Origin of the sequence: Pseudomonas sp. W2-17 (assembly GCF_041060445.1) — a bacterium.
In the GTDB taxonomy this organism is placed as follows: Bacteria; Pseudomonadota; Gammaproteobacteria; order Pseudomonadales; family Pseudomonadaceae; genus Aquipseudomonas.
Genome location: NZ_JAUFNS010000007.1, coordinates 40,024 through 66,299, shown reverse-complemented (window position 1 = coordinate 66,299; position 26,276 = coordinate 40,024). Strand labels below are relative to the sequence as shown.

At 60.8% G+C, this 26,276-nt stretch carries 25 protein-coding genes; 15 read left to right on the top strand and 10 right to left on the bottom strand.

The window, feature by feature from the left end; genetic code table 11:
- Window positions 1–15 precede the first annotated feature (15 nt).
- From QWI20_RS10730 to QWI20_RS10715, 4 genes are all read right to left on the bottom strand, one after another.
- Window positions 16–1,047, bottom strand: a complete 1,032-nt coding sequence (locus QWI20_RS10730) for an AbrB family transcriptional regulator (RefSeq protein ID WP_369305464.1) — start codon at window positions 1,045–1,047, stop codon at window positions 16–18.
- Window positions 1,040–2,554 carry a tripartite tricarboxylate transporter permease gene (locus tag QWI20_RS10725; protein WP_065992418.1) on the bottom strand — a complete coding sequence of 505 codons (1,515 nt, stop codon included), beginning with the start codon at window positions 2,552–2,554 and terminating at the stop codon, window positions 1,040–1,042. The genes QWI20_RS10730 and QWI20_RS10725 overlap by 8 nt, the downstream gene beginning before the upstream one ends.
- Window position 2,555: 1 nt before the next feature.
- Window positions 2,556–3,014, bottom strand: a complete 459-nt coding sequence (locus tag QWI20_RS10720) for a tripartite tricarboxylate transporter TctB family protein (RefSeq protein WP_369305463.1) — start codon at window positions 3,012–3,014, stop codon at window positions 2,556–2,558.
- 74 nt (window positions 3,015–3,088) lie between these two features.
- Window positions 3,089–4,069: a Bug family tripartite tricarboxylate transporter substrate binding protein gene (locus QWI20_RS10715; RefSeq protein ID WP_369305462.1), complete on the bottom strand. Its 981-nt coding sequence runs from the start codon at window positions 4,067–4,069 to the stop codon at window positions 3,089–3,091.
- A 496-nt stretch (window positions 4,070–4,565) separates the two neighbouring features.
- On the opposite strand from QWI20_RS10715, the gene QWI20_RS10710 reads away from it, so the two are divergent.
- Together QWI20_RS10710 and QWI20_RS10705 are read left to right on the top strand one after the other, a co-directional pair.
- Window positions 4,566–5,237, top strand: a complete 672-nt coding sequence (locus QWI20_RS10710; RefSeq protein ID WP_192171643.1) for a response regulator — start codon at window positions 4,566–4,568, stop codon at window positions 5,235–5,237.
- Complete coding sequence (locus tag QWI20_RS10705; protein ID WP_369305461.1) at window positions 5,230–6,654, top strand: sensor histidine kinase; 1,425 nt, start codon at window positions 5,230–5,232, stop codon at window positions 6,652–6,654. The genes QWI20_RS10710 and QWI20_RS10705 overlap by 8 nt, the downstream gene beginning before the upstream one ends.
- A gap of 18 nt (window positions 6,655–6,672) precedes the next feature.
- Here the strand turns inward: QWI20_RS10705 and QWI20_RS10700 are convergent, their stop codons facing one another.
- Together QWI20_RS10700 and QWI20_RS10695 are read right to left on the bottom strand one after the other, a co-directional pair.
- Window positions 6,673–7,494 carry an HDOD domain-containing protein gene (locus QWI20_RS10700; RefSeq protein ID WP_369305460.1) on the bottom strand — a complete coding sequence of 274 codons (822 nt, stop codon included), beginning with the start codon at window positions 7,492–7,494 and terminating at the stop codon, window positions 6,673–6,675.
- A 97-nt stretch (window positions 7,495–7,591) separates the two neighbouring features.
- Window positions 7,592–8,533 (bottom strand): folate-binding protein YgfZ, encoded by a 942-nt coding sequence (locus QWI20_RS10695; RefSeq protein ID WP_369305458.1) that lies wholly within the window; start codon window positions 8,531–8,533, stop codon window positions 7,592–7,594.
- 142 nt (window positions 8,534–8,675) lie between these two features.
- Between QWI20_RS10695 and QWI20_RS10690 the strand changes: the two genes are divergently transcribed.
- Together QWI20_RS10690 and QWI20_RS10685 are read left to right on the top strand one after the other, a co-directional pair.
- Window positions 8,676–8,930: a succinate dehydrogenase assembly factor 2 gene (locus tag QWI20_RS10690; RefSeq protein ID WP_346627461.1), complete on the top strand. Its 255-nt coding sequence runs from the start codon at window positions 8,676–8,678 to the stop codon at window positions 8,928–8,930.
- Window positions 8,914–9,381 carry a protein YgfX gene (locus QWI20_RS10685; protein WP_369305457.1) on the top strand — a complete coding sequence of 156 codons (468 nt, stop codon included), beginning with the start codon at window positions 8,914–8,916 and terminating at the stop codon, window positions 9,379–9,381. Before QWI20_RS10690 ends, QWI20_RS10685 begins: the two co-directional genes overlap by 17 nt.
- On the opposite strand, the gene nadB is transcribed toward QWI20_RS10685, so the two are convergent.
- Window positions 9,350–10,966: an L-aspartate oxidase gene (gene nadB / locus QWI20_RS10680; RefSeq protein ID WP_369305456.1), complete on the bottom strand. Its 1,617-nt coding sequence runs from the start codon at window positions 10,964–10,966 to the stop codon at window positions 9,350–9,352. The two genes, QWI20_RS10685 and nadB, sit on opposite strands and share 32 nt — an antisense overlap.
- A gap of 495 nt (window positions 10,967–11,461) precedes the next feature.
- Here nadB and rpoE point away from each other — a divergent pair, with 495 nt between their 5' ends.
- From rpoE to pdxJ, 11 genes are all read left to right on the top strand, one after another.
- Window positions 11,462–12,043: an RNA polymerase sigma factor RpoE gene (gene rpoE / locus QWI20_RS10675; protein ID WP_037014368.1), complete on the top strand. Its 582-nt coding sequence runs from the start codon at window positions 11,462–11,464 to the stop codon at window positions 12,041–12,043.
- 33 nt (window positions 12,044–12,076) lie between these two features.
- On the top strand, window positions 12,077–12,664 hold the full coding sequence (locus QWI20_RS10670) for a sigma-E factor negative regulatory protein (RefSeq protein ID WP_237250383.1): 588 nt from the start codon (window positions 12,077–12,079) through the stop codon (window positions 12,662–12,664).
- An 8-nt stretch (window positions 12,665–12,672) separates the two neighbouring features.
- Window positions 12,673–13,635 (top strand): MucB/RseB C-terminal domain-containing protein, encoded by a 963-nt coding sequence (locus tag QWI20_RS10665; RefSeq protein ID WP_369305454.1) that lies wholly within the window; start codon window positions 12,673–12,675, stop codon window positions 13,633–13,635.
- Between the two features lie 298 nt (window positions 13,636–13,933).
- Entirely contained in the window at window positions 13,934–15,364 is a 1,431-nt protein-coding gene (locus QWI20_RS10660) for a DegQ family serine endoprotease (RefSeq protein WP_369305602.1), read from the top strand.
- 171 nt (window positions 15,365–15,535) lie between these two features.
- The gene (gene lepA, locus QWI20_RS10655; protein ID WP_369305453.1) at window positions 15,536–17,332 is read left to right on the top strand and encodes a translation elongation factor 4; all 1,797 of its coding nucleotides are present in this window, start codon (window positions 15,536–15,538) and stop codon (window positions 17,330–17,332) included.
- 9 nt (window positions 17,333–17,341) lie between these two features.
- Window positions 17,342–18,196 carry a signal peptidase I gene (gene lepB, locus QWI20_RS10650; protein ID WP_192171634.1) on the top strand — a complete coding sequence of 285 codons (855 nt, stop codon included), beginning with the start codon at window positions 17,342–17,344 and terminating at the stop codon, window positions 18,194–18,196.
- A 100-nt stretch (window positions 18,197–18,296) separates the two neighbouring features.
- Window positions 18,297–18,674: a DUF4845 domain-containing protein gene (locus QWI20_RS10645; protein ID WP_192171633.1), complete on the top strand. Its 378-nt coding sequence runs from the start codon at window positions 18,297–18,299 to the stop codon at window positions 18,672–18,674.
- Window positions 18,671–19,360: a ribonuclease III gene (rnc, locus tag QWI20_RS10640; RefSeq protein ID WP_037014347.1), complete on the top strand. Its 690-nt coding sequence runs from the start codon at window positions 18,671–18,673 to the stop codon at window positions 19,358–19,360. The genes QWI20_RS10645 and rnc overlap by 4 nt, the downstream gene beginning before the upstream one ends.
- Window positions 19,353–20,255, top strand: a complete 903-nt coding sequence (era, locus tag QWI20_RS10635; RefSeq protein WP_369305451.1) for a GTPase Era — start codon at window positions 19,353–19,355, stop codon at window positions 20,253–20,255. The genes rnc and era overlap by 8 nt, the downstream gene beginning before the upstream one ends.
- Before the next feature lie 202 nt (window positions 20,256–20,457).
- Window positions 20,458–21,147, top strand: a complete 690-nt coding sequence (gene recO / locus QWI20_RS10630; RefSeq protein ID WP_369305450.1) for a DNA repair protein RecO — start codon at window positions 20,458–20,460, stop codon at window positions 21,145–21,147.
- An 89-nt stretch (window positions 21,148–21,236) separates the two neighbouring features.
- Entirely contained in the window at window positions 21,237–21,992 is a 756-nt protein-coding gene (gene pdxJ / locus QWI20_RS10625; RefSeq protein WP_369305448.1) for a pyridoxine 5'-phosphate synthase, read from the top strand.
- A 275-nt stretch (window positions 21,993–22,267) separates the two neighbouring features.
- Here the strand turns inward: pdxJ and cmoB are convergent, their stop codons facing one another.
- From cmoB to QWI20_RS10610, 3 genes are all read right to left on the bottom strand, one after another.
- Window positions 22,268–23,227: a tRNA 5-methoxyuridine(34)/uridine 5-oxyacetic acid(34) synthase CmoB gene (cmoB, locus tag QWI20_RS10620; RefSeq protein WP_369305447.1), complete on the bottom strand. Its 960-nt coding sequence runs from the start codon at window positions 23,225–23,227 to the stop codon at window positions 22,268–22,270.
- Window positions 23,224–23,967: a carboxy-S-adenosyl-L-methionine synthase CmoA gene (gene cmoA / locus QWI20_RS10615; RefSeq protein ID WP_133772470.1), complete on the bottom strand. Its 744-nt coding sequence runs from the start codon at window positions 23,965–23,967 to the stop codon at window positions 23,224–23,226. The genes cmoB and cmoA overlap by 4 nt, the downstream gene beginning before the upstream one ends.
- 155 nt (window positions 23,968–24,122) lie before the next feature.
- On the bottom strand, window positions 24,123–26,243 hold the full coding sequence (locus QWI20_RS10610) for a TonB-dependent siderophore receptor (RefSeq protein WP_369305446.1): 2,121 nt from the start codon (window positions 26,241–26,243) through the stop codon (window positions 24,123–24,125).
- Window positions 26,244–26,276 lie beyond the last annotated feature (33 nt).

Below are 26,276 nucleotides of genomic sequence, written 5' to 3'. Positions count from 1 at the left end.
AGGTTTAGTGAGTCTTTAACTCAGCCGTCGATCCCAGTAACGAAACAACGGCTCGGCCAGAAACAGCACAAACAACAACCGCATCACTTGCATCGCCGTCACCAGCGGCACCGACAGTTGCAGCACCTCCGCCGTCAGGCTCATTTCGGCAATCCCGCCCGGCATCATCCCCAGCGTCAACGAGCGCAAATCCAGCTGAGTCAGCGCGCTCAGCCCCAGTGCGCACAACGCCGCGATGCTCATCGTCAGCGCCGTCCCCAGCAACGTGCGGCCGATGAACGACGGCGCGCGGCGAAAGAACGCCCGGTTGAAGTGGCAGCCCAGACCGCTGCCGATCAGCCGCTGCCCCAGCTGACTGCCGCCCTGGGGCAGGCCGATATGCAAGTCGAAACTGACGCTGACGACCGCGCTGATCAGCAACGGCCCGAACAACCACGGATTGGGTTGTTTCAGCCGTTGCCAGCCCCAGGCCACCAACGCGCCCAGCGGAAACAACAGCATCAGCCACCACCAGTCCACCACCGTCCCATGGGAAGGCGGGCCGCCATCGCCCATCAAATACTTGAAGATCGCCGGCACGCACAGCACCACTGCCAGCACCCGCAAACTCTGCCCGGCGGCGACGTTGCTGAGGATCGCGCCGTTGCGTGCGCCGAGGTTGACCATCTCGCCCGAACCGCCGGGCATGCTGGAAAAGAACGCCGTGGCGCGGTCCTCGCCGGTGCGCAGCATCAGCCACACGCCGACCACGCTGGAGACGCTGGTCACCAGTGCGCCGATGAAAATCAGGCCGAAGTGGGAGAGGACTTGTTCGATGACGATAGGGGTGAAGTGCAACCCGATGCCGATACCGACCACCCATTGGCCGCATTTGCGGCCGCCGGGAATTTCAGCCAGCTGCCAGGGGGTGAGGCAGCGGACCAGGATGATCGCCAGTAACGAGCCGACCATCCAGGGCAATGGCCAGCCAACCTGACTGGCGAGAAATCCCCCCAGCAGGCCGACCAGCGGCGTTCCCCACCACGTGCTGAATGGCCGGTCAGACATCGGCCAGCGCGCGACGCTGTCTGGAGCGCTTGCGCCAGATGCGGATCAGCGGGAACACCAGCATGAATGCCGTCACCACCCACATGCCCAGGGTGATCGGGCTCGACCACAGAATCTCCAGGCCACCGTTGGAAATCGACAGTGCACGACGCAGGTTCTGCTCCATCAGCCCGCCGAGGATGAACCCCAGCAGAATCGGCGACAGCGGGAAATCCAGCTTGCGCAGGATGTAGCCGAAGATGCCGATGCCAACCATCAAGAACAGGTCGAAGGTGGTGGCATGCACTGCGTAGACGCCGATCCCGGTGATGATCGCGATCACCGGCACCAGCGCCCAGTTCGGCACCGACAGGATGCGGGTGAAGATGCGGATCATCGGAATGTTGAGGATCACCAGCATGATGTTGGCGACGAACAACGACGCGATCAGGCCCCAGACGATGTCCGGTTGCTGTTGGAACAGCAGCGGCCCTGGCGTGATGTTGTACAGCGACAGGGCGCCGATCATCACCGCCGTGGTGCCCGAACCCGGCACGCCCAGCGTCAGCATCGGCACCAGCGCGCCGCAGGCCGTCGCGCCAATGGCGGTTTCCGGGGCGGCCAGACCACGCATGTCGCCCTGCCCGAATTTGCCGCTTGCCCCGGCGATGCGTTTCTCGGACATGTAGGTCACGGCGCTGGCCAGCGTCGCCCCCGCACCCGGCAGCACGCCCATGATGAAACCCATCAGGCCGCAACGGATGTTCACCCAGAACACCGAACTGGCCTCCTTGAAGTTGAACATCATGCGGCCGGTGGCTTTTACCGCTTCCTGGCCGCGATGGGTTTTCTCCAGCAACAACAGGATTTCGCTGATCGAGAACAGACCCAGCACCAGCACGACGAACTGAATGCCATCCGCCAGATGGATGTTGTCGCCGGTGAAACGGTACACGCCGCTGTTGGCGTCGATACCGATGCTCGACAGAAACAGCCCGATCAACGCGGCGACAAAGGTCTTCAGCGGTCGATCACCGGCCATGCCGCCCAGGCAGACAATGGCAAACACCATCAGCACGAAGTACTCCGCAGGACCAAACGCAATCGCCCATTTCGCCAGTAATGGCGCGAACATGACCATGCCGCAGGTGGCGATGAACGCGCCGATGAACGAACTCCACGCTGACAGCGACAACGCCACGCCGGCCATGCCCTGACGCGCCATCGGGTAACCGTCCAGCGCGGTCATCACGGTCGATGCTTCGCCCGGAATGTTGAGCAGGATGGAGCTGATGCGGCCGCCGTATTCGCAGCCCAGGTACACCGCCGCCAGCAGAATCAGTGCTGACTCTGGCGGCAGGCCCAACGCGAAGGCGATCGGGATCAACAGCGCTACGCCGTTGATCGGGCCCAGGCCGGGGAGCAGGCCGACGACGGTGCCGATCAGCGTGCCGGAAAGCGCAGTGATCAGGTTGTACGGGGTCAGCGCGACGCCGAAGCCCTGGCCGAGATAGCCGAGAGTGTCCATATCAGTTCTCCAGAACGTCGAGCAGGCCGAGGGGCAGGGGCACATCCATCACTTTGTCGAACAGCACGTACAGCGCGATGCTCATGAAGATGATGATCACGACGCTTGGCAGCCAGCGGCCGCCGTACAGACGCGCCATGGGAATGCCGATCAGAATGCTGCTCAGCACAAAGCCCAACGGCTCGAACAGCCCGGCGAACACCAGCAGCAGCACAGTGCAGATGCCGATCTTGATCAGTGTGGGACGGTCCAGAGCCGGCTCTTCCTCGGAATGCACGATCGGCGTCGGACGAATCGCCATGTACAGCAGCGAGATGCCCATCAACGCCAGCATCAGCAGCGGGAAAGCGCGAGGGCCGACAGGTTCGTAGGAAAAGGGCGCCTGATAAGGCCAGGCCATCATGGCAAGGCCGATACAGGCCAGCAGCAGCACGACGGCGAAAATGCGTTGTATCACCATGGGAAACTCCCGGATCACGCCACCGCGCAGGCGGCGCAATCCTCAGTCGATCGAGTACGCTTCGATGGGTTCAGTCACTGAATCAGGCCGAATTCCTTGGCCAGCGTCTTGTACTCGGCGACGCGGGTTTTCACGTACTTGTCGAGCTCTTCGCCGGTCATGGCGAACGGGAACAGCTCACGCTGATCGCGCAGCTTGGCGAAGTCTTCCGAAGCCAGCAGCTTGTCGAAGGCTGCTTTCCACCAGTTGTAGTCCTCGTCCGACACCTTTGGCCCCAGATAGAAACCGCGCACCACCGGCCAGACGATGTCGTAGCCCTGTTCTTTGGCGGTCGGGATGTTCTTCATTTCCGGCTCGTCCAGACGTTCTTCGGAGAACACCGCCAGCAGGCGCATGTCGCCGCTGAGAATGTGCGGCATGGAGTCGGAAATGTCGGTGGAGCCCACCTGGATGTGACCGCCGAGCAGGGCAGTGGCGATTTCACCGCCGCCTTCCAGGGCGACGTAACGCAGTTCCCGCGGGTTGATGCCGGCGGCTTTGGCAATCAGCGCGGTCTGCATCCAGTCCTGGCTGCCCACGGTGCCGCCGGAGCCGATGACCACTTTGCCCGGGTCGGCCTTCAGTGCTTTAACGAGATCGTCGAGGTTCTTGTAGGGCGAATCGGCCTTGACCGCGATCGCCCCGTAGCTGGTGCCGACGGCGGCCAGCCAGCGCACGGCGTTCTCGTCAAAACGGCCGAACTTGCCTTGGGCCAGGTTCAACAGCGAGCCGCTGGACCAGGCCACCAGCGTGCCGGCGTCGGCCGGACGCTGAGCGACCACCGCGTTGTAGGCCACGGCGCCGACGCCGCCCGGCATGTAAGTGACGCGCATCGGTTTGGAGAGGATCTTCTCGTTGATCAGCGCGCTTTGCGCCAGCTTGCAGGTCAGGTCGAAGCCGCCACCAGGCGAGGCCGGCGCGATGCATTCAGGACGATTGGGCTCGGCGGCCCACAATTGGGTGGCCATCAGCATGCAGCTGGCGGCAACGCTGATACGGCGCAAAGATAGGTTCATGGTCCGTCTCCAGAGGAGTTGTTGTTTTAATGGGGGCAGGCGGTCGTACGTTCGTCAGGCAGACGTGTCACACCTTCGCAAACCCGTGGGCAGCCAACGTGCAGACGTGACGAAACACCGCGCAACAGGGCTGCGAGGTGAACAGAAAACATAATGGGATTGAGACGGCGCGAGGGCCGATGATTGCAGTGAGGGCATCACTGATGACTCCGATATTGTTCTTATTGTTGAAAACGCATCGAGGCGTTTTTCGTCACGACCCTGGCATCAGCAGCGTCACGCGGGACGCAATCGTGACAAGTCGTAACGGGATCCTAATCAGCGAAGCTTTCATCAACCTTTCAACTACCTTTCACGAAGCACTCAGGCAGCGTTCAGCTGAACCGTTGCAGAGACGTTGCTCATCAGCGCCGGAGTCATTCCCGCGCGCCGGGCCTTCACAGACGACGGCGCGCCTGTAAACTCCGCCCATAAAATGCTCACTGGGGAGAAGTCGATGCGTGTCCTGCTCGTCGAAGATCATCTGCAACTGGCGGAAAGCGTCGCGCTGGCACTCAAGAGCAGCGGCCTGACCGTTGACGTTCTGCACGACGGCGTTGCAGCTGATCTGGCCCTGAGCAGCGAAGAATATGCCGTGGTGGTGCTCGATGTCGGCCTGCCGCGCATGGACGGTTTTGAGGTGCTGGCGCGTCTGCGGGCGCGGGGCAAGAACACCCCGGTGCTGATGCTGACCGCCCGCAGCGACGTCAAGGACAGGGTCCACGGCCTGAACCTCGGCGCCGATGACTACTTGGCCAAACCCTTCGAACTGTCCGAGCTGGAGGCGCGGGTAAAAGCGTTGCTGCGCCGCAGCGTACTCGGCGGCGAACGCCAGCAACGCTGCGGCGAACTGGTCTACGACCTCGACACGCGCCGCTTCACCCTCGGTGAAGAGCTCCTCACGCTGACCTCCCGCGAACAGTCCGTACTCGAATCGCTGATCGCCCGGCCCGGTCGGGTGATGAGCAAGGAGCAACTGGCGGCGCAGGTGTTTGGCCTGGACGAAGAGGCCAGCGCTGACGCCATCGAAATCTACGTGCACCGTCTGCGCAAGAAGCTCGACGGGCACCCGATTGCGATCGTCACGTTCCGGGGCCTGGGTTACCTGCTGGAAAGCCGGGATGCTTAATCCGTTTCCTTCAGCGGAAAACAGCCTGCGCTGGCGCTTGCTGTGGAACCTCGGTTTGCTGCTGGTGGTGCTGATGATCGCCAGCGGCATGAGCGCCTACTGGAATGGACGGGAAGCAGCAGACACCGCTTACGATCGCACCCTGCTGGCCTCGGCGCGGACCATCGCCGCCGGGCTGTCAGAGCGCGACGGCACCCTCAGCGCCGACGTCCCCTACGTGGCCCTGGACACCTTCGCCTACGACAGCGCGGGGCGCATTTACTACCAGGTCAACGACATCAATCAGAAGCTCATTTCGGGCTACGAAAACATCCCCGCGCCGCCGCCGGGCACACCGCGCACCGACGCTTATCCGGCCCTCGCCAAGTTCTATAGCGGCCGTTATCAAGGCCAGGACGTACGGGTGGTCAGCCTGCTCAAGGCCGTAAGCGAGCCGAACATGAACGGCATGGCCGAGATTCGCGTGGCGGAAACCGAAGAAGCCCGGGTGGACATGGCCCGGGCGTTGATGGCCGACACCTTGCTGCGTCTGGGCATGCTCGGCAGCGGTGCATTGTTGCTGGTCTGGTTCACGGTCAGTGCCGCGTTGCGGCCCCTGGATCGCCTGCGCACGGCGGTGGAAGAACGCCAGCCTGACGATTTGCGCTCGCTGCCGCTGGTCGAAGTGCAGCACGAGTTGCGCCCGCTGGTCAGCTCGCTCAACCACTTCACCGAGCGATTGCGCATGCAGTTCGAGCGCCAGGCGCAGTTCATCGCCGACGCGGCCCATGAATTGCGCACGCCGCTGGCTGCCTTGAAGGCGCGACTGGAGCTGGGGCTGCGTGATCAGGAGCCCGCCGCGTGGCGCAACACCCTGGAAAGCGCTGCCTCCGGCACCGATAAGCTGACCCATCTGGCCAATCAGTTGCTGTCGCTGGCACGCATCGAAAATGGCGCGCGGGCCATCGCGGAGGGCGGCGCGCAATTGCTCGACCTCAGCCAACTGGCGCGGGAACTGGGCATGGCCATGGCACCGCTGGCCCACGCCCGGGGTGTCGCGTTGGCGCTGGAAGCCGACGAGCCGGTGTGGATGCGCGGCGAACCCACGTTGCTCAACGAGCTGCTGAGCAATCTGGTGGACAACGCCCTGGCCCACACCCCTGCGGGCGGCAACGTGATCTTGCGCGTCCATGCGCCGTGCACGCTGGAAGTCGAGGACGACGGCCCCGGCATTCCGGCTCACGAGCGCGACCGGGTGTTCGAGCGCTTTTACCGGCGCAATCAGCAGAGCAAGGGTTCGGGCCTGGGGTTGGCCATTGTGGGTGAAATCTGCAGGGCACATCTGGCGCGCATCACCTTGCATGACGGCGCACAGCGGGGCCTGAAAGTGAGGGTGAGCTTTATGGTGCCGGAGTCGGGATTGGTGGGACTCGGCTGAGCGGGCGTATAAAACCGATCAGTACAGCAGCGTCATCGCCTGGTTCATCTCGTTGATCAGCCCGCCATCGGCCATGTTCAGACCCAAACGGCCCACCGCGGGGACAGACTGGAAATGCATGTTCTGGTATGGCGTGCCGTTCATCTCATGAATGTGAATCGTCGCCACCTGCACCAGATCCACGTAGTCGGCCTGATCAGAAACACGGCTGAAATTCTGGAACTGCCGGGGCACAATTGCCAGGCCTTCCGGGAAATCCCACGAGCGCAGAAGCCGCTCGCCAATGACTGGATGGATACGTTCGATAACGTGATTGAGGCTGATCGGGTCGGCGAGCAACTCATAGTTGTCTTCGGCGTAGGTCAGGATCGGCAGCACGCCAATGAGGTGAACGAGCCCGGCCAGGGTGGCTTTGTCCGCTTTTAGACGCGCACTGCGGTAACTGAGGACATTACACACCCCGGCCACCTGCATGCTGAGTTTCCAGATGTCGCGCATCTTATTTTCAATGACATCGGACTTGGCGTGAAACATCTGCTCCACTACCAGCCCGATGGCCAGGTTACAGCTGTAGTTCACGCCCAGACGTCGAACCGCCGTCAGCACGTCGCTGACTTCAAAATTCGGCCGCAACAGTGGGCTGTTGACGACTTTGATCAGCCGGGCCGACAGCGCAGTGTCGCTGCCGATGACCTTGCTCAGCGCAGCAATGGAGATTTCCGAGTCTTCCGCCGCCAGGCGAATTCTCAGTGCAACTTCGGGGAGAGTTGGCAGAAACAGAGCATCCTTGTCGATCGCCTTGATCAGATCCCTCTGCACTTCGTCAGCCATGCTACTCATATTGGATCTCTGGACATTGCATTCCGGCCAGCGGCCGTCCACTCGAGGGGACGGCGCTGGTGACTACGCTGACGTCTCGCACATGCTTCAACCGGGTTCAACGCTGTGTTTCGAGCTTCGCGTCGAGCGTGTAGGGCAATGCGTTCAAGTGCAGGGCCTCGCCCTCTGCCGCACCCAGATGGATTCGGCCATCTTCCGCCGCGTCCGCCTGCAAGACCGCCAGCACCTCGATCCCGACATCAGACCGGGCCGCGATCACAACGTTGCCTACTGCGCTTGAATGAACCGGCGAAAACAGCGCAACCCCCGGTTCAGGCAGTTCGCTGCCGCCCATGGTCAGGCGATACAGCCGGCGTTTCAGCTTGCCGAGGTATTGCATCCGCGCCACGATTTCCTGGCCGGTGTAACAACCTTTCTTGAAACTCACCCCGCCCACGGCTTGCAGGTTAATCATCTGCGGGATGAATTCTTTGCGGGTCTGCCCGAACACCTGGCCGATGCCGGCGCGGATCTGCCCCAGCAGCCAGTCGTTGAGCGGTGCTTCCGGCACGTGGGCGATCAGCCGGCTGCGCACGTCATCGGCCTGCTCGGCACGTACCCACAACTCGGCGCGGGCGGGGGAAACGCGAATGGCAATGAGGTCATTGGCGCGGACGGCCGAGTCGGTCTCCTGCGGCAGGTCGAGGCCGAGGCTGACGAGTGCGCCGTCGCCTTCCTGCAGGCCGAATCGCACCCAGGACGCGCTTTCGTCGGTCAATTTGGATTTGGAGAAGACGGCGTATTTCTTCAGGTCCAGCAATTGCGCTTCGATCAGCTCGCTGGCCATTGCCAGCAACACGCCGTCACCCTCAAGCAGGATGCGAAAGCTGGATTGCATGCGGCCCTTTTGCGTGCAGCGCGCACCGAGGGTGGCCCTGGCTTCGCTGAGGTAATCGAGGTTGCAAGTCAGTTGGCCTTGCAGGAATTTGCCGGCATCCACGCCGCGAACGGCGAGCACACCTTCATGGGACAGGGGGCAGAAAAATGCTGGAGCGGCCATGAGTCATCGCAGGGTAGAAGTCTGGGGCACCATCATAGTGCCGCGTGTCGTTAATGGGTATACGCAAAAAGCTGCGACCAACTGCAAGTACGCCCCGGGACGATGCGCCTGTATACTCGCCGGCAAATTCGAGGAGCCCTCCATGGTCGAAGATGTTGAACTCAATCGCCTCTTTTGGCACAGCCGTCGCGGCATGCTCGAGCTGGACGTATTGCTGGTGCCATTCGTCAAAGAAGTCTACCCGACGCTCGATCAGGTCGATCGCGACCTCTACGTGCGCCTGCTGACCTGTGAAGATCAGGACATGTTTGGCTGGTTCATGCAGCGCGCGGAGTCGGAAGACCCGGAACTGCAGCGCATGGTTCGGATGATTCTGGACCGTGTCCAGCCGAAGTGATCGTTTCGAATGCCGTTGGCAACCCTCCCGGGCGCTGCTGACGGCGTACCTTGTCGCGCAAATCCTTGCGCTGGCATCGACCGTCCTCCTTTCAATTCCTCTGTGGGCAAAAGCCATCGGCGTCCTGCTATGTGCCTTGCATGCCTCACGCAGTCTTCGCCGATTCATTCTGCTTGATCGGCCGCAGTCGCCTACCGGGCTGCGGCGTGACGGCAGCGGTTGGGCATTGTGGAGCGAGGCGGGCGGCTGGCAACCGGTCCAGCTGCGCCCCGACAGCCTGGCGCTGCCGCACATGGTCGTGCTGCGTTTCAGGCTGATGACGGGCCATGGGCTGAGCCGTTTTCGGGTGCGGAGCCTGTGCATCCCGGCAGACGCCATGGCGCCGGACAGCCACCGACGCCTGCGGTTGCGCCTGAAGTTCAGCCGGCGAAGGTGGGCGGTACCAGAATAGTGTCCAGTGCTTCGGGCAGCATGTCCGGGTAGTCCAGCGTGTAATGGAGCCCGCGGCTTTCTTTGCGCGCCATCGCCGACGCAATCATCAGCTCCGCCACCTGGGCCAGGTTGCGCAGCTCGATCAGATCGCGACTGACCTTATAGTTGCTGTAAAACTCGTCGATCTCGTCCAGCAACAGCCGCACCCGATGCTGGGCGCGTTGCAGACGTTTGTTGGTCCGCACGATGCCCACGTAGTCCCACATGAACCGACGCAGTTCATCCCAGTTGTGGGCGATGATCACGTCTTCGTCGGAATCGGTCACCTGACTTGAATCCCAGGCCGGCAGGTTTTGCGGCTGCGGGATTTGCTCGAGCTGGGTCACGATGTCCGCCGCAGCCGAGCGGGCATAAACGAAGCATTCCAGCAGCGAGTTGCTGGCCATGCGATTGGCGCCGTGCAGGCCGGTGAAGCTGGTCTCGCCGATTGCATACAGCCCGGGCACATCGGTGCGGCCTTGCTGGTCAACCAAAACGCCGCCACAGGTGTAGTGCGCCGCCGGGACCACGGGAATCGGCTGACGCGTAATGTCGATGCCAAAAGTGAGGCAACGCTCGTACACGGTCGGGAAGTGGCTCTTGATGAAGGCTTCGGGCTTGTGGCTGATGTCCAGAAACACGCAGTCGGCGCCCAGGCGTTTCATCTCGTGGTCAATGGCACGGGCAACGATGTCCCGGGGCGCCAGTTCAGCTCGTGGGTCATAGCGCTGCATGAAACGCTCGCCATTGGGCAGCTTCAGGTAGGCGCCTTCGCCACGCAGCGCTTCGGTAATCAAAAAGCTCTTGGCTTGGGGGTGATACAGGCAGGTGGGGTGGAACTGGTTGAACTCCAGGTTGCCCACGCGGCAGCCCGAGCGCCAGGCCATCGCTATACCGTCGCCGCAGGCGCCGTCTGGATTGCTGGTGTACAGATAGACTTTCGCCGCGCCGCCGGACGCCAGAATGGTGAAGCGTGCGCTGTGGGTGTCGACTTCGCCCGTCGAGCGATCCAGCACATAGGCGCCCAGGCAACGTTCCCCCTCCAGACCCAGCCTCGACTCGGTGATGAGATCAACCGCCACGCGTTGTTCCAGCAGTTCGATATTGGGACGCGACTTGGCCTGCGCCAGCAATGTGCGAAAGATCGCTGCGCCGGTGGCGTCGGCGGCATGAATGATCCGGCGGTGGCTGTGCCCGCCTTCGCGGGTGAGGTGAAAGTCGAAACCGCCGTCCACAACGCTTGACGGGTCATCCCGGGTAAAGGGCACGCCTAGGTCGATCAGCCATTGAATGGCCTCGCGGCTGTGCTCGACGGTGAACCGGACTGCGTCCTCGTTGCACAGCCCGCCGCCTGCGTTCAGCGTGTCTTCGACGTGGGACTGAACGGTATCGGTGTAATCCAGCACCGCCGCAACGCCGCCTTGGGCCCAGAAAGTCGAACCGTTCGCCAGATCGCCTTTGCTGAGGACCGCTACGTGCAGATGCCCGGGCAATGTCAGTGCAAGGCTCAAACCGGCTGCGCCGGAGCCTATTACCAATACGTCGTGCTGGAAATGCTGACTCATCTCTGCTTCCGGTATCTAAATGGCCACTAGTATAAGCAAGGGTGGAACGGCACAATGGCCGCGCTTTATGGCAACGGTGAATCACAGTGGGAGCGGAGTGTGCGCCACCCTGCGACGTCCTGCACCCCGTTTGATGGACGCGATCTTTCCTACAGCTTCATACGGATTGAGTCCTACAGCTGCCGGGGCGTGTGTCTTACATCCAATAATGAACGGTGGGAACTTTTCACGAACCCGCACGTTCAATAGTGGGTTGCCCATAAAGGAACAGCGTCGACGTTACGCAATGGCGGTTTCCAGCCAGTACGAACGCTTCTGACGACAAGATTATTTACGCAGCCGACCTGGTTCGAGCGGCGTTTTTCGTGCGGGCAGCAGACGCTCGCCGGAAACTTGCTTGAAGGGGGGAGAACTTTTGCTTAAAGCCCGAGTCTATGTTTGCAAGCCTGCGAAAGAGCCGATGCGATGCTCCTTTAAGCTTTATGAGGAGTGTTCATGCTAACCCAGGAAGAAGATCAGCAGCTGGTTGAACGCGTACAGCGCGGCGACAAGCGAGCCTTTGATCTGCTAGTGGTGAAATATCAGCACAAGATTCTTGGGTTGATCGTGAGATTCGTTCACGACACCCACGAAGCCCAGGACGTTGCGCAAGAGGCGTTCATCAAAGCCTATCGCGCACTTGGTAACTTCCGCGGTGACAGTGCGTTTTATACGTGGCTGTACCGTATCGCCATTAACACGGCGAAGAACTATCTGGTGTCGCGAGGTCGGCGGCCTCCGGATAGCGATGTCAGATCGGAAGACGCGGAGTTCTATGACGGCGATCACGGCCTCAAGGACATCGAGTCGCCGGAGCGGGCATTGCTGCGGGATGAGATCGAGGGCACCGTCCACCGAACCATCCAGCTACTGCCAGAAGATTTGCGTACAGCTTTAACTTTGCGTGAGTTCGACGGTCTGAGTTACGAAGACATTGCCAGCGTCATGCAATGTCCCGTTGGTACCGTGCGCTCTCGCATTTTCCGCGCTCGGGAAGCCATCGACAAAGCCTTGCAACCTCTGTTGCAGGAAACCTGAGACAGCGGCGATAGCCACAAGAGAGGAACCGCCATGAGTCGTGAAGCCCTGCAGGAATCGCTGTCCGCGGTGATGGATAACGAAGCGGACGAATTGGAACTGCGTCGCGTGCTTAGCGCTATTGAAGATGCGGACACACGAGCCACCTGGTCCCGTTATCAGATTGCCCGTGCAGCGATGCATAAAGAATTACTGATCCCTCATCTGGATATTTCGGCCGCTGTTGCTGCCGGGATCGCTGATGAAGTCAGCCCGCTCAAGGCCGGCCGCGGTCCTTGGCGTACGCTGGGCCGTCTGGCCGTAGCCGCCTCGGTGACGGTTGCCGTGCTGGCCGGTGTACGTTTGTACAACCAGGACGAAATTGCAGGGGCGCAACTGGCCCAGCAATCCCAGCCGAGCAACGTTGCAATGCCGCAGGCCAAAGGGCCGGCAGTGTTGGCGGGTTACACCGAGGGCGAACAGTCCCCGGGTCCGATGGCCAGCGGTGTGCTGCAGAACCAGGCCGGCTGGCATGACCAGCGTTTGCCAGGCTACCTGCGTCAACATGCTCAGCAAGCTGCAATGAAAGGCGCTGAAGGCGCTCTGCCGTACGCTCGCGCTGCAAGCCTGGAAAACCGTTAAGGAGGATCATGCGCGCCATCCCTCTACTGCCGCTTCTGCTGGGTGGATGGCTGGTCCTTCCCGCTCATGCCGATGACGCGCAAGACCAGCTGAAACGTCTTGCGCAGGCTGAGCAGCAGCAAAGCTATACCGGCACATTCGTTTACGAGCGTAACGGCAGCTTCTCCACTCACCGAATCTGGCAACGGGTCGCCGACGGCAAGGTTCGGGAGCATCTTCTCCAGCTGGATGGCTCTCCTCAAGAAGTCCTGCGCGTCAATGGGGTAACCCAATGCGTCAGCGGTACGCTTGAAGAGGGCGTGTCCAGCGTTCCTGATTCTCCGGCCCGAGCGTTCGATGCTGCCAGGTTGTCATCCTGGTACGACATCAAGTCGGCAGGCACCTCACGTGTTGCTGGGCGTCTGGCCAATGTCGTGACGCTGACCCCCCGTGATCAGCACCGTTACGGCATCGAACTGCACCTCGACAGTGAAACGGGCTTGCCCCTGAAGTCGTTGTTGCTCAGCGATAAGGGCCAGTTGCTCGAGCGTTTTCAGTTCACTGACCTCAACACCTCGCATTCACTGACCGATCAGATGCTCTCCGCCGGTGCTGACTGCAGGCCGGTCGAAGTGGTCAAATCCAAGACTGATGCGCCCAAGCAAAAGGTCGCGTGGCGTTCCGACTGGCTGCCGCCGGGTTTTGGCTTGAGTAGCGCTGCGGCACGCAAGGACCCGGATTCCAAGAGTCTGGTAACGAGCCTGATGTATGACGATGGCCTGGCTCGATTCTCGGTATTCGTCGAGCCGGTCAGCGGTGCGGCCGTGACCGATATTCGTACTCAGCTGGGCCCGACCGTTGCTGTGTCCCGTCGCGTAACTACGCAGAAGGGTGATGCCATGGTGACGGTGGTCGGCGAGATCCCGATCGGGACGGCCGAACGCATTGCATTGTCCATGCGGGACGATGCTGCGGCTACGAGCAAAAACTGATTCTGCGCACCGGTGATGGCCACGATGAAAAAGGTTTCATTTGGTCGTTTCACGTTCACAAGCCTTTAAATATGGGCTTCACTGGTACTGCTGAAATGTTTAGTGCGCTTTGTCGGTTGCAATCGGATGTGTTTTTTTCTATAGGTCACAGCTTCACAGCTGTGGCCTTTGTTGTTTCAGGGTCCAGGAAACTGGAGCAGATACAGGTGTCGCGGGAAGTCGCGACGCACAGATGCTTCGCGAGCCTGCGGGCTCGTACCGCTTAACCATGCTCGTTGTAAACGGGAGCCATATGTCGATACCACGCTTGAAACCTTACCTGGCCTGGATGGCCGCTGTGCTGATGCTCGGACAGGTCGTCACTGCTCAGGCCGAAGCCTTGCCGGACTTCACCTCTCTGGTGGAGCAGGCTTCCCCGGCAGTTGTCAACATCAGCACGCGTCAGAAGTTGCCGGATCGCTCGGTTGCCCAGGGTCAGATGCCTGATCTGGAAGGCCTGCCACCGATGCTCCGTGAATTCCTCGAGCGCAGCACGCCGCCAGGCTCCCGTGCGCCAGGAGGCGGCAAGGGTGATCGCCAGCGTGAGGCGCAGTCACTGGGCTCGGGCTTCATCATTTCTGCTGACGGCTTCATCCTGACCAACAATCACGTGATTGACGGTGCCGACGAAATCCTCGTGCGTCTTTCAGATCGCAGCGAGATGAAAGCCAAACTGATCGGCACCGATCCACGGACCGACGTGGCGGTTCTGAAGATCGATGGCAAGGACCTCCCAACCGTCAAGCTGGGTAACTCCGACAAACTGAAAGTCGGTGAATGGGTGCTGGCGATCGGTTCGCCATTCGGCTTCGATCATTCGGTGACCAAAGGCATCGTCAGTGCCAAGGGCCGTAGCTTGCCGAACGACACCTACGTGCCGTTCATCCAGACGGACGTAGCGATCAACCCGGGTAACTCGGGCGGTCCGCTATTCAACATGGCGGGCGAAGTGGTGGGGATCAACTCGCAGATCTTCACGCGCTCCGGTGGCTTCATGGGCCTGTCGTTCGCAATTCCGATCGACGTGGCGATGGACGTTGCCAACCAGCTCAAGGCCAGCGGCAAGGTCAACCGTGGCTGGCTGGGCGTCGTGATCCAGGAAGTGAACAAAGACTTGGCCGAATCCTTCGGTCTGGACAAGCCGGCCGGTGCGCTGGTGGCTCAAGTGCTTGAAGATGGCCCTGCCGCCAAGGGTGGTTTGCAGGTTGGCGACGTGATCCTGAGTGCCAATGGCACCCCGATCGTGATGTCCGCAGACCTGCCGCACCTGATCGGCAACCTGAAAGATGGCAGCAAGGCCGAGCTCGAAGTGATTCGTGACGGCAAGCGTCAGAAGCTCACCGTGACCGTGGGTGCGTTGCCGGCCGAAGGCGAAGAGATGGGCGCAGCCGACACCGGTGTCGAGCGCAGCAGCAACCGCCTGGGCGTTTCGGTCGTCGATCTGACGGCCGAGCAGATGAAGTCGCTGGACCTCAAGGGCGGTGTCGTCATCAAGGAAGTCCAGGACGGACCGGCTTCGCTGATCGGCTTGCAGGCAGGTGATGTCATTACCCACCTCAACAACCAGGCGATCACTTCGTCGAAGCAGTTCACCGAAGTGGCCAAGGACCTGCCGAAGAATCGCTCTGTCTCCATGCGCGTTCTGCGTCAGGGCCGTGCGACGTTCATCACGTTCAAGCTGGCGGAATAACCCGTCGGGCACAGCAAAAAGGAGCGGTCAGACCGCTCCTTTTTTTATGTTCCCGCAGTGCATGGCGCGCAGGCTCTGCGCGTGAACGTGACGCCTGATCGTTCCTTCAGGTACAATTCCCGGCTATTTTTGGCGGGCAGTCTGCCTGCGACCTTTTTCGAGTGTTGATCCGTGAGTGATTTGAGTCATATCCGCAATTTCTCCATCATCGCCCACATTGACCATGGCAAGTCGACGCTGGCTGACCGTTTCATCCAGATGTGCGGCGGCCTGACCGAGCGCGAGATGGAAGCTCAGGTGCTTGATTCCATGGACCTGGAGCGTGAGCGCGGGATTACGATCAAAGCCCACAGCGTCACCCTTTATTACAAGGCGAAGGACGGCATCACCTACCAGCTCAACTTCATTGACACCCCGGGGCACGTTGACTTCACCTACGAAGTCAGCCGTTCGCTGGCGGCGTGTGAAGGGGCGCTGCTGGTGGTCGATGCCGGTCAGGGCGTCGAAGCCCAGTCCGTTGCCAACTGCTACACCGCCATCGAACAGGGCCTGGAAGTCATGCCGGTCCTGAACAAGATTGACCTGCCCCAGGCCGATCCGGACCGGGTCAAGGAAGAAATCGAAAAGATCATCGGCATCGATGCCACCGATGCGGTGGCCTGTAGTGCCAAGACCGGCCTGGGCGTTGACGAAGTGCTCGAGCGTCTGGTCCACACCATTCCCGCGCCGACCGGCAACATCGAAGACCCGCTGCAAGCGTTGATCATCGACTCCTGGTTCGACAACTACCTGGGCGTTGTTTCCCTGGTGCGTGTGCGTCATGGCCGCGTCAAGAAGGGCGACAAGATCCTGGTCAAGTCGACCGGCAAGATGCACCTGGTTGACAGCGTGGGTGTATTCAACCCCAAGCACAGTGCCACCGCTGATCTGAAAGCCGGTGAAGTGGGCTTTATTATTGCCGGCATCAAGGATATTCACGGCGCGCCGGTGGGCGACACCCTGACCCTGAGCACTACGCCGGACGTTCCGGTGCTGCCCGGCTTCAAGCGCATTCAGCCGCAGGTCTACGCCGGTCTGTTCCCGGTCAGCTCCGATGACTTCGAGGATTTCCGCGACGCGCTGCAAAAGCTGACGCTCAATGACTCGTCCCTGCAATATCTGCCGGAAAGCTCCGACGCGCTGGGCTTCGGCTTCCGCTGCGGCTTCCTCGGCATGCTGCACATGGAGATCATCCAGGAGCGCCTCGAGCGCGAGTACGACCTGGACCTGATCACCACCGCACCGACGGTAATCTTCGAGCTGCTGTTGAAGACCGGTGAAACCATTTACGTCGACAACCCGTCGAAATTGCCAGACCTGTCCACGATCGAGGACATGCGCGAGCCGATCGTGCGGGCGAACATTCTTGTGCCTCAAGAGCACCTGGGCAACGTCATTACGCTGTGTATCGAGAAGCGTGGCATTCAGCACGACATGCTGTTCCTCGGTACGCAGGTGCAAGTGACCTACGATTTGCCGATGAACGAAGTGGTTCTGGACTTCTTCGACCGTCTGAAGTCGACCAGCCGTGGCTATGCCTCGCTGGACTACCATTTTGATCGTTATCAGTCGGCCAATCTGGTTCGCCTGGACGTGATGATCAACGGTGACAAGGTCGACGCTCTGGCGCTGATCGTGCACCGTGACAACGCAGCCTACAAAGGCCGCGCGTTGACTGAAAAGATGAAAGAACTGATTCCTCGTCAGATGTTCGACGTGGCAATCCAGGCTGCCATTGGTGGCCAGATTATCGCGCGTACAACCGTCAAGGCGCTCAGAAAGAACGTACTGGCCAAATGTTACGGCGGCGACGTCAGCCGCAAGCGCAAGCTGCTCGAGAAGCAGAAGGCCGGTAAGAAACGCATGAAGCAGGTCGGCAACGTGGAAATTCCACAAGAAGCCTTCCTTGCAGTGCTCAGGTTGGAATAGTCAGGCCCTATGTCACTAAATTTCCCGCTGTTGCTGGTCGTTGCCGTGTTTGTCTGCGGTTTGCTGGCCCTGTTCGATCTGGTCATATTGGCGCCGCGTCGCCGCAACGCGATTGCGAACTATCAGGGCAGCGTGAGCCAGCCTGATGTCGCGGTCGTCGAGCGGTTGAACAAGGAGCCGTTTCTGGTCGAATACGGCAAGTCGTTCTTTCCGGTGTTGTTCATCGTTCTGGTGCTGCGCTCGTTTCTGGTCGAGCCGTTCCAGATCCCGTCGGGCTCGATGAAGCCAACGCTGGACGTGGGCGATTTCATCCTGGTCAACAAGTTCTCGTACGGCATCCGCCTGCCGGTGATCGACCTCAAGGTCATCCCGGTCGGAGACCCGCAACGTGGGGACGTGATGGTGTTCCGCTACCCAAGCGACCCCAACGTCAACTACATCAAGCGCGTCGTCGGCTTGCCGGGGGATGTGATTCGCTACACCAACGACAAGCAGTTGTTCATCAACGGTCAGTTGGTGGCCAAGCAGCTGATTGGTTCGGAGCCGGGCACGCTGGGCAGCGCAGAGCTTTACAACGAGAAGCTGGGCGAGGTGGAACACCAGATCCGTCAGGAAATGAGCCGCTATCGCGCGCCGCCTGACCATGAATGGACCGTTCCGGCCGCGCATTACTTCATGATGGGCGACAACCGCGACAACTCGAACGACAGCCGTTACTGGGATGACCCCAATATTCCCAAGGACGAGCTGGGCATGGTCCCCGACAAGAACATCGTCGGCAAGGCCTTCGCGGTCTGGATGAGCTGGCCTGAACCCAAGCTCAGCCACTTTCCGAACTTCTCGCGAGTCGGTCTGATCAAGTAATCGATGCGGCGCTGCCACTGGCAGCGCCGTATGTCATTCAGGGCCATGTTGCGTGGCCGATCTCGCAGGTGACAGGGAAGGGCTACTCTTGAAAGCAACCATGACGTCTGCCGGTCCGCAAAAAGGCCTGTCGTTCATCGGCTGGCTGGTGTTGCTGGCGATTCTGGCTTTTGTCGGAAGTGCTGCCGCCAAGATCGTGCCGCACTACATGGACTACCTGTCGATGAAGAAAATCATCGAAAGTGCCGGCACTGATCGCACGGCAGACATCACCAACGCCGGTGACCTTAACGCCTACGTGGCCAAAGGCATGCTGGTTAATAACATTCGGGATTTGGATTTGAACAAGGCGTTAACTGTGACGACGGAGAACAACAGGTTCCTCGCCCATTTGAAGTATGAAAAACGTGAACCACTGATCCAGAACATCGATCTGGTGGTCAAGTTCGACCACGAATTCAGCGTGGGTAAACCGTGAGCGTTTCATTAAGTCGCCTGGAGCGTCAGCTCGGCTATACCTTCAAGGATCAGGAACTGATGATCCTGGCCCTGACCCACCGCAGCTTTGCCGGACGCAACAACGAGCGTCTGGAATTCCTCGGTGATGCCATTCTCAACTTCGTCGCCGGCGAAGCGCTGTTCGAGCGTTTCCCCCAAGCGCGTGAAGGTCAGCTGTCCCGCCTGCGTGCCCGTCTGGTGAAAGGCGAGACCCTTGCGCTGCTGGCCCGTGGTTTCGATCTGGGCGAATACCTGCGCCTGGGCTCGGGTGAGCTGAAGAGCGGCGGCTTTCGCCGTGAGTCGATTCTGGCCGACGCGCTCGAGGCCCTGATCGGTGCGATCTACCTCGACGCCGGCATGGACATGGCAAGGGATCGCGTGCTGGCCTGGCTGGCCAGCGAGTTCGAAACCCTGACGCTGGTCGACACCAACAAAGACCCGAAAACACGGCTGCAGGAATTCCTCCAGTCACGCGCCTGTGACCTGCCGCGCTATGAAGTGGTGGATATTCAGGGCGAACCGCATTGCCGAATCTTCTTCGTCGAATGCGAGATCTCTTTATTGAATGAAAAAAGCCGGGGACAAGGTGTCAGCCGTCGCATTGCCGAACAGGTAGCAGCGGCCGCAGCCCTTATCGCCCTGGGTGTGGAGAATGGCAATGACTGATTCACCTGCAACACGCTGTGGCTATGTTGCCATTGTTGGCCGGCCAAACGTGGGCAAGTCGACGCTGCTGAACCACATCCTCGGCCAGAAACTGGCGATCACTTCGCGGAAGCCGCAGACGACCCGGCACAACATGCTCGGGATCAAGACTGAAGGCGCGGTACAGGCGGTTTACGTCGATACGCCCGGCATGCACAAAAACAGCGACAAAGCGCTTAACCGTTACATGAACAAGACCGCTTCGGCAGCGTTGAAAGACGTCGACGTGGTGATCTTCGTGGTCGACCGCACCAAGTGGACCGAAGAAGACCAGATGGTCCTCGAGCGCGTGCAGTACGTGACCGGCCCGTTGATCGTTGCCCTGAACAAGACCGATCGCATCGAAGACAAAAGCGCGCTGATGCCGCATTTGTCCTGGCTGCAGGAGCAACTGCCGAACGCCCAGATCATCCCGATCTCGGCGCAGCAGGGGCACAACCTGGAAGCGCTGGAAAAGGTCATCGCCGATCATCTGCCGCAGAATGAGCATTTCTTCCCGGAAGATCAGATCACCGACCGCAGCAGCCGTTTTCTTGCCGCGGAACTGGTGCGCGAGAAGATCATGCGTCAGCTCGGCGCCGAGCTGCCGTATCAGATCACTGTCGAGATCGAACAATTCAAGCAGCAGGGCAAGACGCTGCATATCCACGCGCTGATTCTGGTCGAGCGCGACGGGCAGAAGAAAATCATCATTGGCGACAAGGGCGAGCGCATCAAGCGCATCGGCTCGGATGCGCGCCGTGACATGGAAGTGCTGTTCGACTCCAAGGTCATGCTCAATCTGTGGGTCAAGGTCAAAGGCGGCTGGTCCGATGACGAACGCGCGTTGCGTTCGCTGGGTTACGGCGACTTGTAAGACGCCGATCGACACCGCTGCTCTGTGGGGAAATCCCACGCTGCCGCGCAGCAAATGCAACCTTGTGGGAGTGAGCTTGCTCACGAAGCTGGTATTTCAGCCGCTGACTATCCAGCGGATGGAGCCGGGTTTTCGTGAGTAACCTCACTCCCACAGTCGTTTAAGATTGCCCGTTCGGCCGCGTTCTTTCATCGAGATAGCCATGTCACAGAACCCACCCGTCGGTCAGCTCGCGTATGTGTTGCACAGCCGTGCGTACCGCGAAAACAGCGCGCTGGTCGATTTCATTACCCCGCAGGGTCGCCTGCGCGCGGTGTTGCGCAGCGCCCGGGGGAAGGCGGGCACGATGGCGCGGCCTTTCGTGCCGCTGGAAGTCGAGTTTCGCGGGCGGGGCGAGTTGAAGAACGTGGGGCGGATGGAAGGCGCCGGCGTCGCCACGTGGCTGGAAGGCGAAGCGCTGTTCAGCGGTCTTTATCTTAATGAGCTGCTGATTCGCCTGCTGCCCGCCGAAGACCCGCACCCGGGCGTGTTCGAACATTACGCCGCGACGCTTGTGGCGTTGGCCGAGGGGCGCGCGCTGGAACCGTTGCTGCGCTCGTTCGAATGGCGGCTGCTGGACGATCTCGGTTACGGTTTTGCGCTGGACGCGGACGTCAACGGCGATCCACTGGCCAGCGACGGCATGTACCGGCTTCAGGTGGATGCTGGCCTTGAGCGGGTTTATCTGTTTCAGCCGGGATTGTTTCAGGGCGCCGAATTGCAGGCAATGTCTGAAGCGGACTGGAGTTCGCCGGGCGCGCTGTCCGCGGCCAAGCGTCTGATGCGCCAGGCCCTGGCCGTGCATCTGGGCGGGCGCCCGTTGGTCAGCCGTGAATTGTTTCGCAAACTCTAGCGTCCTGCGGCGCAAACCTAGAAAATCTTCCCTCGCTTGCGCAATCAGCCGCTACTGGCTGGCACCGCTTCAGTAATCAGGAGAACTCCGTGACCCACAGCACCCGCATTCTGCTCGGCGTGAACATCGACCACGTTGCTACCCTGCGCCAGGCCCGGGGGACGCGCTATCCCGATCCGGTCAAGGCAGCGCTGGATGCTGAGGAAGCAGGCGCCGACGGCATCACCGTTCATTTGCGTGAGGACCGTCGGCACATTCAGGAGCGCGATGTGTTGCTGCTGAAAGACGTGCTGCAAACGCGCATGAATTTCGAGATGGGCGTCACCGAAGCGATGATGGCGTTCGCCGAGCGCATTCGGCCGGCGCATATCTGCCTGGTGCCGGAGACCCGTCAGGAACTGACCACCGAGGGCGGGCTGGATGTCGCCGGTCAGGAAGCGCGCATCAAGGCGGCGGTGGAGCGGTTGTCGGCCATCGGCAGCGAAGTCTCGTTGTTCATCGACGCCGATGAGCGCCAGATCGCAGCGTCGGCCCGGGTTGGCGCGCCGGCCATCGAACTGCACACAGGCCGTTATGCCGATGCCGAAACCCCGGCGGCTGTGGCCGAAGAACTCCAGCGCATTGCCGATGGCGTCGCCTTCGGTGTGGCGCAGGGTCTGATCGTCAACGCCGGCCATGGCTTGCACTATCACAACGTCGAAGCCGTCGCGGCGATCAAGGGCATCAACGAGCTGAACATCGGCCACGCGCTGGTGGCCCATGCGCTGTTTGTCGGTTTCAAGTCAGCGGTGTCGGAGATGAAGGCGTTGATTCTGGCGGCGGCGGGTTCTTCTCACAGCCAGTGATCTGAGGGAGTGACCACGATCGCCTTCGCGAGCAAGCTCGCTCCCACGGGGACTTCATCGTCTGACGCTCCGTTTACGTGCAGGAAACGGAAATCCTCTGGGAGTCGAGCTTGCTCGCGAAGAGGCCGGCACTCTCACTCACTATGTCGGCAGACAGAATGCCTTCGCGAGCAAGGTGGAGCGCCACCCCGGTCGCTCCCACGGGTGATTTGTCCGCACTGACATCTGCGGTGTTGTCATGCTCAATGAGCGCGCGCAATAGCGCTTTTGTCGGGCTACGGCTTGCGGCCCACAATCACGGCACGCCGCGGCGCCGGCAGTCCTTCCACGGTTTTGCTGTGATCCGCCGGATCGAGGAAGTCGCTCAGCGACTGAAAGCGCATCCAGTCGGTGCCGCGTTGTTCTTCCACCGTGGTGGTGCTGACGTCAACGCAGCGCACATCCACAAAGCCCGCGCGGCGCAGCCACAGTTCCAGCGCGGGCACTGACGGCAGAAACCACACGTTGCGCATCTGCGAGTAGCGGTCTTCCGGCACCAGCACCTGATTCGCGTCGCCTTTCACCACCATGGTTTCCAGCACCAGCTCGCCGCCTTTGACCAGGCAGTCCTTCAGCGCCAGGAGATGATCGATGGGCGATTTGCGGTGGTAGAGCACGCCCATGGAAAACACCGTGTCGAAACCTTCGAGCCGCGCCGGCAGATCTTCCAGGGTGAACGGCAGGTGCCAGGCCGGCAGGCCCGGCAGGTAGCGCTGCATGGCCTGGAACTGGCAGAAGAACAGCCAGTTGGGATCGACGCCAATCACGCTGTCGGCGCCAGCGCCCAGCATGCGCCACTGGTAATAGCCGTTGCCGCAGCCCACATCCAGAACGCGCTTGCCTTTCAGATCAAGGTGCGGCGAGACCCGCGACCATTTCCAGTCCGAGCGCCATTCGGTGTCGACGTGCACGCCGAACACATCAAAAGGGCCTTTGCGCCATGGTGACAGGCCCATCAGCGCAGCGCGGGTCTGCTCGCGGGTGGCGTCATCGCAGTCGGCGTCGAGGATGAAATCGTCCTTGAGCTCGATGCGGGTTGGCGTCAGGTCAGGCAAGGCATTCAGCGCGCCTTGCCAGCGTTCCAGGTCGCCGTGACCCTTTTCCATCTTCGTGTCGAGTTGCGCCTGCAGGCTTTGGGCCCAGGCATACAGTGGCGTGCCCGCCAGACGGCGAACGAGAGGAGCGAGATCAATCATGGCAGGGCAATCAACGAGGCGAAATTAAGGCACTGGAACCAGGGCACGACTTTGCTGAAACCAGCAGCGAGCAAGCGTTCGCGGTGTTGCTCAAGGCTGTCGGGCTTCATCACGTTTTCGATGGCGCTGCGTTTCTGCGCGATCTCCAGTTCGCTGTAACCGTTGGCACGCTTGAAGGCGACGTGCAGATCGGTGAGCAGCGCGTGCTCTTCGGTGTCATCAAAGCGCAGCTTCTCCGACACGATCAGCGCGCCGCCGGGCAGCAGCGACTGGCGGATACGCGTCAGCAGCGCGAGGCGTTGTTCCGGCGCGATGAATTGCAGGGTGAAGTTCAGCGCGACCACCGAGGCGGGCTGAAACTCGAGATTCAAGATATCGCCGTCGATCACCTCCACCGGCAGCAGTTCCTGGTACATCGAGTCCTGGGCGTTGAGGTATTCGCGGCAGCGCTCAACCATGGCCGACGAGTTGTCGATGGCAATCACCCGACAATCTTCAGTGCGCACATGTCGACGCAATGCCTGAGTGACGGCGCCCAGTGAACTGCCCAGGTCATAGAGCACGCTGTGGGGCTGGGCGAATTGCGCTGCAAGCACGCCGAGGTTTTCGACGATGGTCGGGTAGCCCGGCACCGAGCGCTTGATCATGTCCGGGAACACCCGCACGACGTCTTCGTTGAAGGCGAAGTCGGGTACCTGGGGCAGCGGCTGGGCGAATAGGCGGTCGGGTTCTGGGCTCACAGCGATTCCGGGGTACAAGGCGAAAAGTGCGGCATTTTAGCCAGTTCCGCCCCTCGGCTGGAACCTCATCTCATCGCTCGTGTGCTCACGTCGGGTCCGCCCATAAAAAAGCCGCGCCCGGTTGCCCGCACGCGGCCAGGACTCAAGCCATGTAATCAGTACTTCCAGCTCACCGACGCGGTGAAGTTGCGTGGATCCCCGAAGTTGCTCTGGTTGTAGCGCAGGCTCTGTTGGTATTTCTCGTTGGTCAGGTTGTTGAGGTTGAGCTGGGTGCTCCAGTGCTGATCGATGTCGTAGCGGGTCATCAGGCCGATGAGCGCGTAGGCGTCCTGGCGAGCGGCCGGCGAGTCGTCGTTCTGAGTCTTGCTCTGCCAGCTCAGGCTGCCGCCGACCTTGACCTTCGGTGCCATCGGCAACTGGTAGGTCATCGACGACGTCAGGGCGTGGCGCGGGATGAATTTACGCGCACGACTGTCGTTGTCGTCGGTGATATAGACGTAGGTGTACCCGCCGTTGACTTGCAGGCCTGGTGCAACTTCGCCTGACGCTTCCAGCTCCACGCCGCTGCTGTCGTAGGACATCGCCTCGTACACATAGCCGCCCAGGTTGGCGTCATAGGTCGAACTGCCCGGCACGTTGTCCTGCTTGGCATGGAACACCGCAGCGCTGACGTTGAGTTTCTTGTCCAGCAACTGACCTTTGATGCCCGCTTCATAGCTTTTGCCTTCAAGCGGATCGAGCACCCGGCCTTGGCCGTCGAGGTAGTACTGCGGATTGAAGACTTCGGTATAACTGGCGTACAGCGCGTATTCGGGGGTCAGGTCGTAGACGATACCGGCATACGGCGTGACTTTGCCGTGAATGCGTACCTCGCGCGCCGAGCCGTAGTTTTCGCCATTGCTGTCCGCGCTGAGCATGCGGGCGCCGGTGATCAGATGCAGATCGTCGGTCAGGCTGAAACGCGCGCCGGCGTAAACGCTCTTCTGGCGATCGGTGTAGTTCGAGGTCGCAGCGGGTAACGCCGCGACGTAATTCGGCTGCGGAAGGTAGCCATGCAGCGCATCTTCAAGGGTCACAGGCGAGTAGTTGAGGACGTCACCGTACTGCGAGGATTCGCGGTTGCGCTGGCGTGCAGCGTTCGCCCCCAGCGTGAGTTGATGTTCCCGACCGCCCAGCATGAAGGGGCCGCTCAGGGAGTAATCGCCACTGAGTTCGAGGTTCTTGTCTTTGTACTTGGAGCCCAGCCCGGTGTAACCGGTGGGTGAGGTGCTGTCGCCGTACATGTAGAACATCTCGGTGTCTTCGCGGTGCTCGGCGCCGGCGACGGTCAGCTTCGACTTCCAGTCGTTGGCGAAGGTATGCTCCCACTCGGCAAACGCACGTTGCGTGTGAACATCCCAATGCACCCACGGCTGGGAAATATTGGAATGGGTGCTGCTGTAATGAATGGCGTTGCCATTGCCATCGACCAACGGCAGTGCGCCCCAGCTTGAGCCATTGGCATTGGTTTTCTGGTCCTCGTAACCAAAGGTCAGCGTGTCGCTGTCGCTCAGGTCGAATGCCAGCAGACCGCTGAAGATGTTCTTCTCGCGGGAGTAACGATCAAGGTATGAGTTGCCGTTTTCGTTGGCGTAGATGACCCGTCCCCGCACGTTGCCCGAGTCGGTCAGGGGGCCGGAGACGTCGATGTCCACCCGGCGTTTGTCCCAGGAACCGGCGGTCACGTCGATCTTTGCCTGGGGATCGTAGGTCGGGCGTTTGCGGATGAAGTTGACCGTGGCCGAGGGGTTGCCGGCCCCGGACATCAATCCGTTGGCGCCGTGAACGATATCGACCTGTTCGTAGGGCGCCAGGTCAATATCGCCCACCAGCAAACCATTGGTCATCGGCATCGCCGTGCCGTCGTACTGGAAGTTGTTGATGTCGAAACCGCGCGCGGTGAAGTAGGTGCGGTCTGTTTCGACTTTCTGCACGTTGACGCCGGGGGTGCTGGTTAATACGTCGCGAATGCTGTTGAGCTTGAAGTCATCCATTTGCTCGCGTTTGATGTTGGTCACACCCTGGGGCGTTTCCTGGTTAGTCAGGTCCAGCCGGGTGGTGGTGCTGCTGGGTTTGCCCTGGTAGCCCTGCGGGTTGCCGGTGTCGCCGTAGGTGGCGGTTGACGTCACGTCAGTGGCCGGCAGGCTAAGCGCTGTCTCTTCGGCATTCGCTGTGTTGAGCACGCTCAGGGCGATTAACGAAAGGGCCTTTGGGCAAAAGGGGATCGAGTGACGCATGGCGGGTAATGCTCCAGCGAATGTAACAAATGA

Bases quoted from the DNA above. Each gene is read 5' to 3' on its own strand.
- QWI20_RS10730 (WP_369305464.1), bottom strand. From the start codon at position 1,047: ATGTCTGACCGGCCATTCAGCACGTGGTGGGGAACGCCGCTGGTCGGC.
- QWI20_RS10725 (WP_065992418.1), bottom strand. From the start codon at position 2,554: ATGGACACTCTCGGCTATCTCGGCCAGGGCTTCGGCGTCGCGCTGACC.
- QWI20_RS10720 (WP_369305463.1), bottom strand. From the start codon at position 3,014: ATGGTGATACAACGCATTTTCGCCGTCGTGCTGCTGCTGGCCTGTATC.
- QWI20_RS10715 (WP_369305462.1), bottom strand. From the start codon at position 4,069: ATGAACCTATCTTTGCGCCGTATCAGCGTTGCCGCCAGCTGCATGCTG.
- QWI20_RS10710 (WP_192171643.1), top strand. From the start codon at position 4,566: ATGCGTGTCCTGCTCGTCGAAGATCATCTGCAACTGGCGGAAAGCGTC.
- QWI20_RS10705 (WP_369305461.1), top strand. From the start codon at position 5,230: ATGCTTAATCCGTTTCCTTCAGCGGAAAACAGCCTGCGCTGGCGCTTG.
- QWI20_RS10700 (WP_369305460.1), bottom strand. From the start codon at position 7,494: ATGAGTAGCATGGCTGACGAAGTGCAGAGGGATCTGATCAAGGCGATC.
- QWI20_RS10695 (WP_369305458.1), bottom strand. From the start codon at position 8,533: ATGGCCGCTCCAGCATTTTTCTGCCCCCTGTCCCATGAAGGTGTGCTC.
- QWI20_RS10690 (WP_346627461.1), top strand. From the start codon at position 8,676: ATGGTCGAAGATGTTGAACTCAATCGCCTCTTTTGGCACAGCCGTCGC.
- nadB (WP_369305456.1), bottom strand. From the start codon at position 10,966: ATGAGTCAGCATTTCCAGCACGACGTATTGGTAATAGGCTCCGGCGCA.
- rpoE (WP_037014368.1), top strand. From the start codon at position 11,462: ATGCTAACCCAGGAAGAAGATCAGCAGCTGGTTGAACGCGTACAGCGC.
- QWI20_RS10670 (WP_237250383.1), top strand. From the start codon at position 12,077: ATGAGTCGTGAAGCCCTGCAGGAATCGCTGTCCGCGGTGATGGATAAC.
- QWI20_RS10665 (WP_369305454.1), top strand. From the start codon at position 12,673: ATGCGCGCCATCCCTCTACTGCCGCTTCTGCTGGGTGGATGGCTGGTC.
- lepB (WP_192171634.1), top strand. From the start codon at position 17,342: ATGTCACTAAATTTCCCGCTGTTGCTGGTCGTTGCCGTGTTTGTCTGC.
- QWI20_RS10645 (WP_192171633.1), top strand. From the start codon at position 18,297: ATGACGTCTGCCGGTCCGCAAAAAGGCCTGTCGTTCATCGGCTGGCTG.
- era (WP_369305451.1), top strand. From the start codon at position 19,353: ATGACTGATTCACCTGCAACACGCTGTGGCTATGTTGCCATTGTTGGC.
- recO (WP_369305450.1), top strand. From the start codon at position 20,458: ATGTCACAGAACCCACCCGTCGGTCAGCTCGCGTATGTGTTGCACAGC.
- cmoB (WP_369305447.1), bottom strand. From the start codon at position 23,227: ATGATTGATCTCGCTCCTCTCGTTCGCCGTCTGGCGGGCACGCCACTG.
- QWI20_RS10610 (WP_369305446.1), bottom strand. From the start codon at position 26,243: ATGCGTCACTCGATCCCCTTTTGCCCAAAGGCCCTTTCGTTAATCGCC.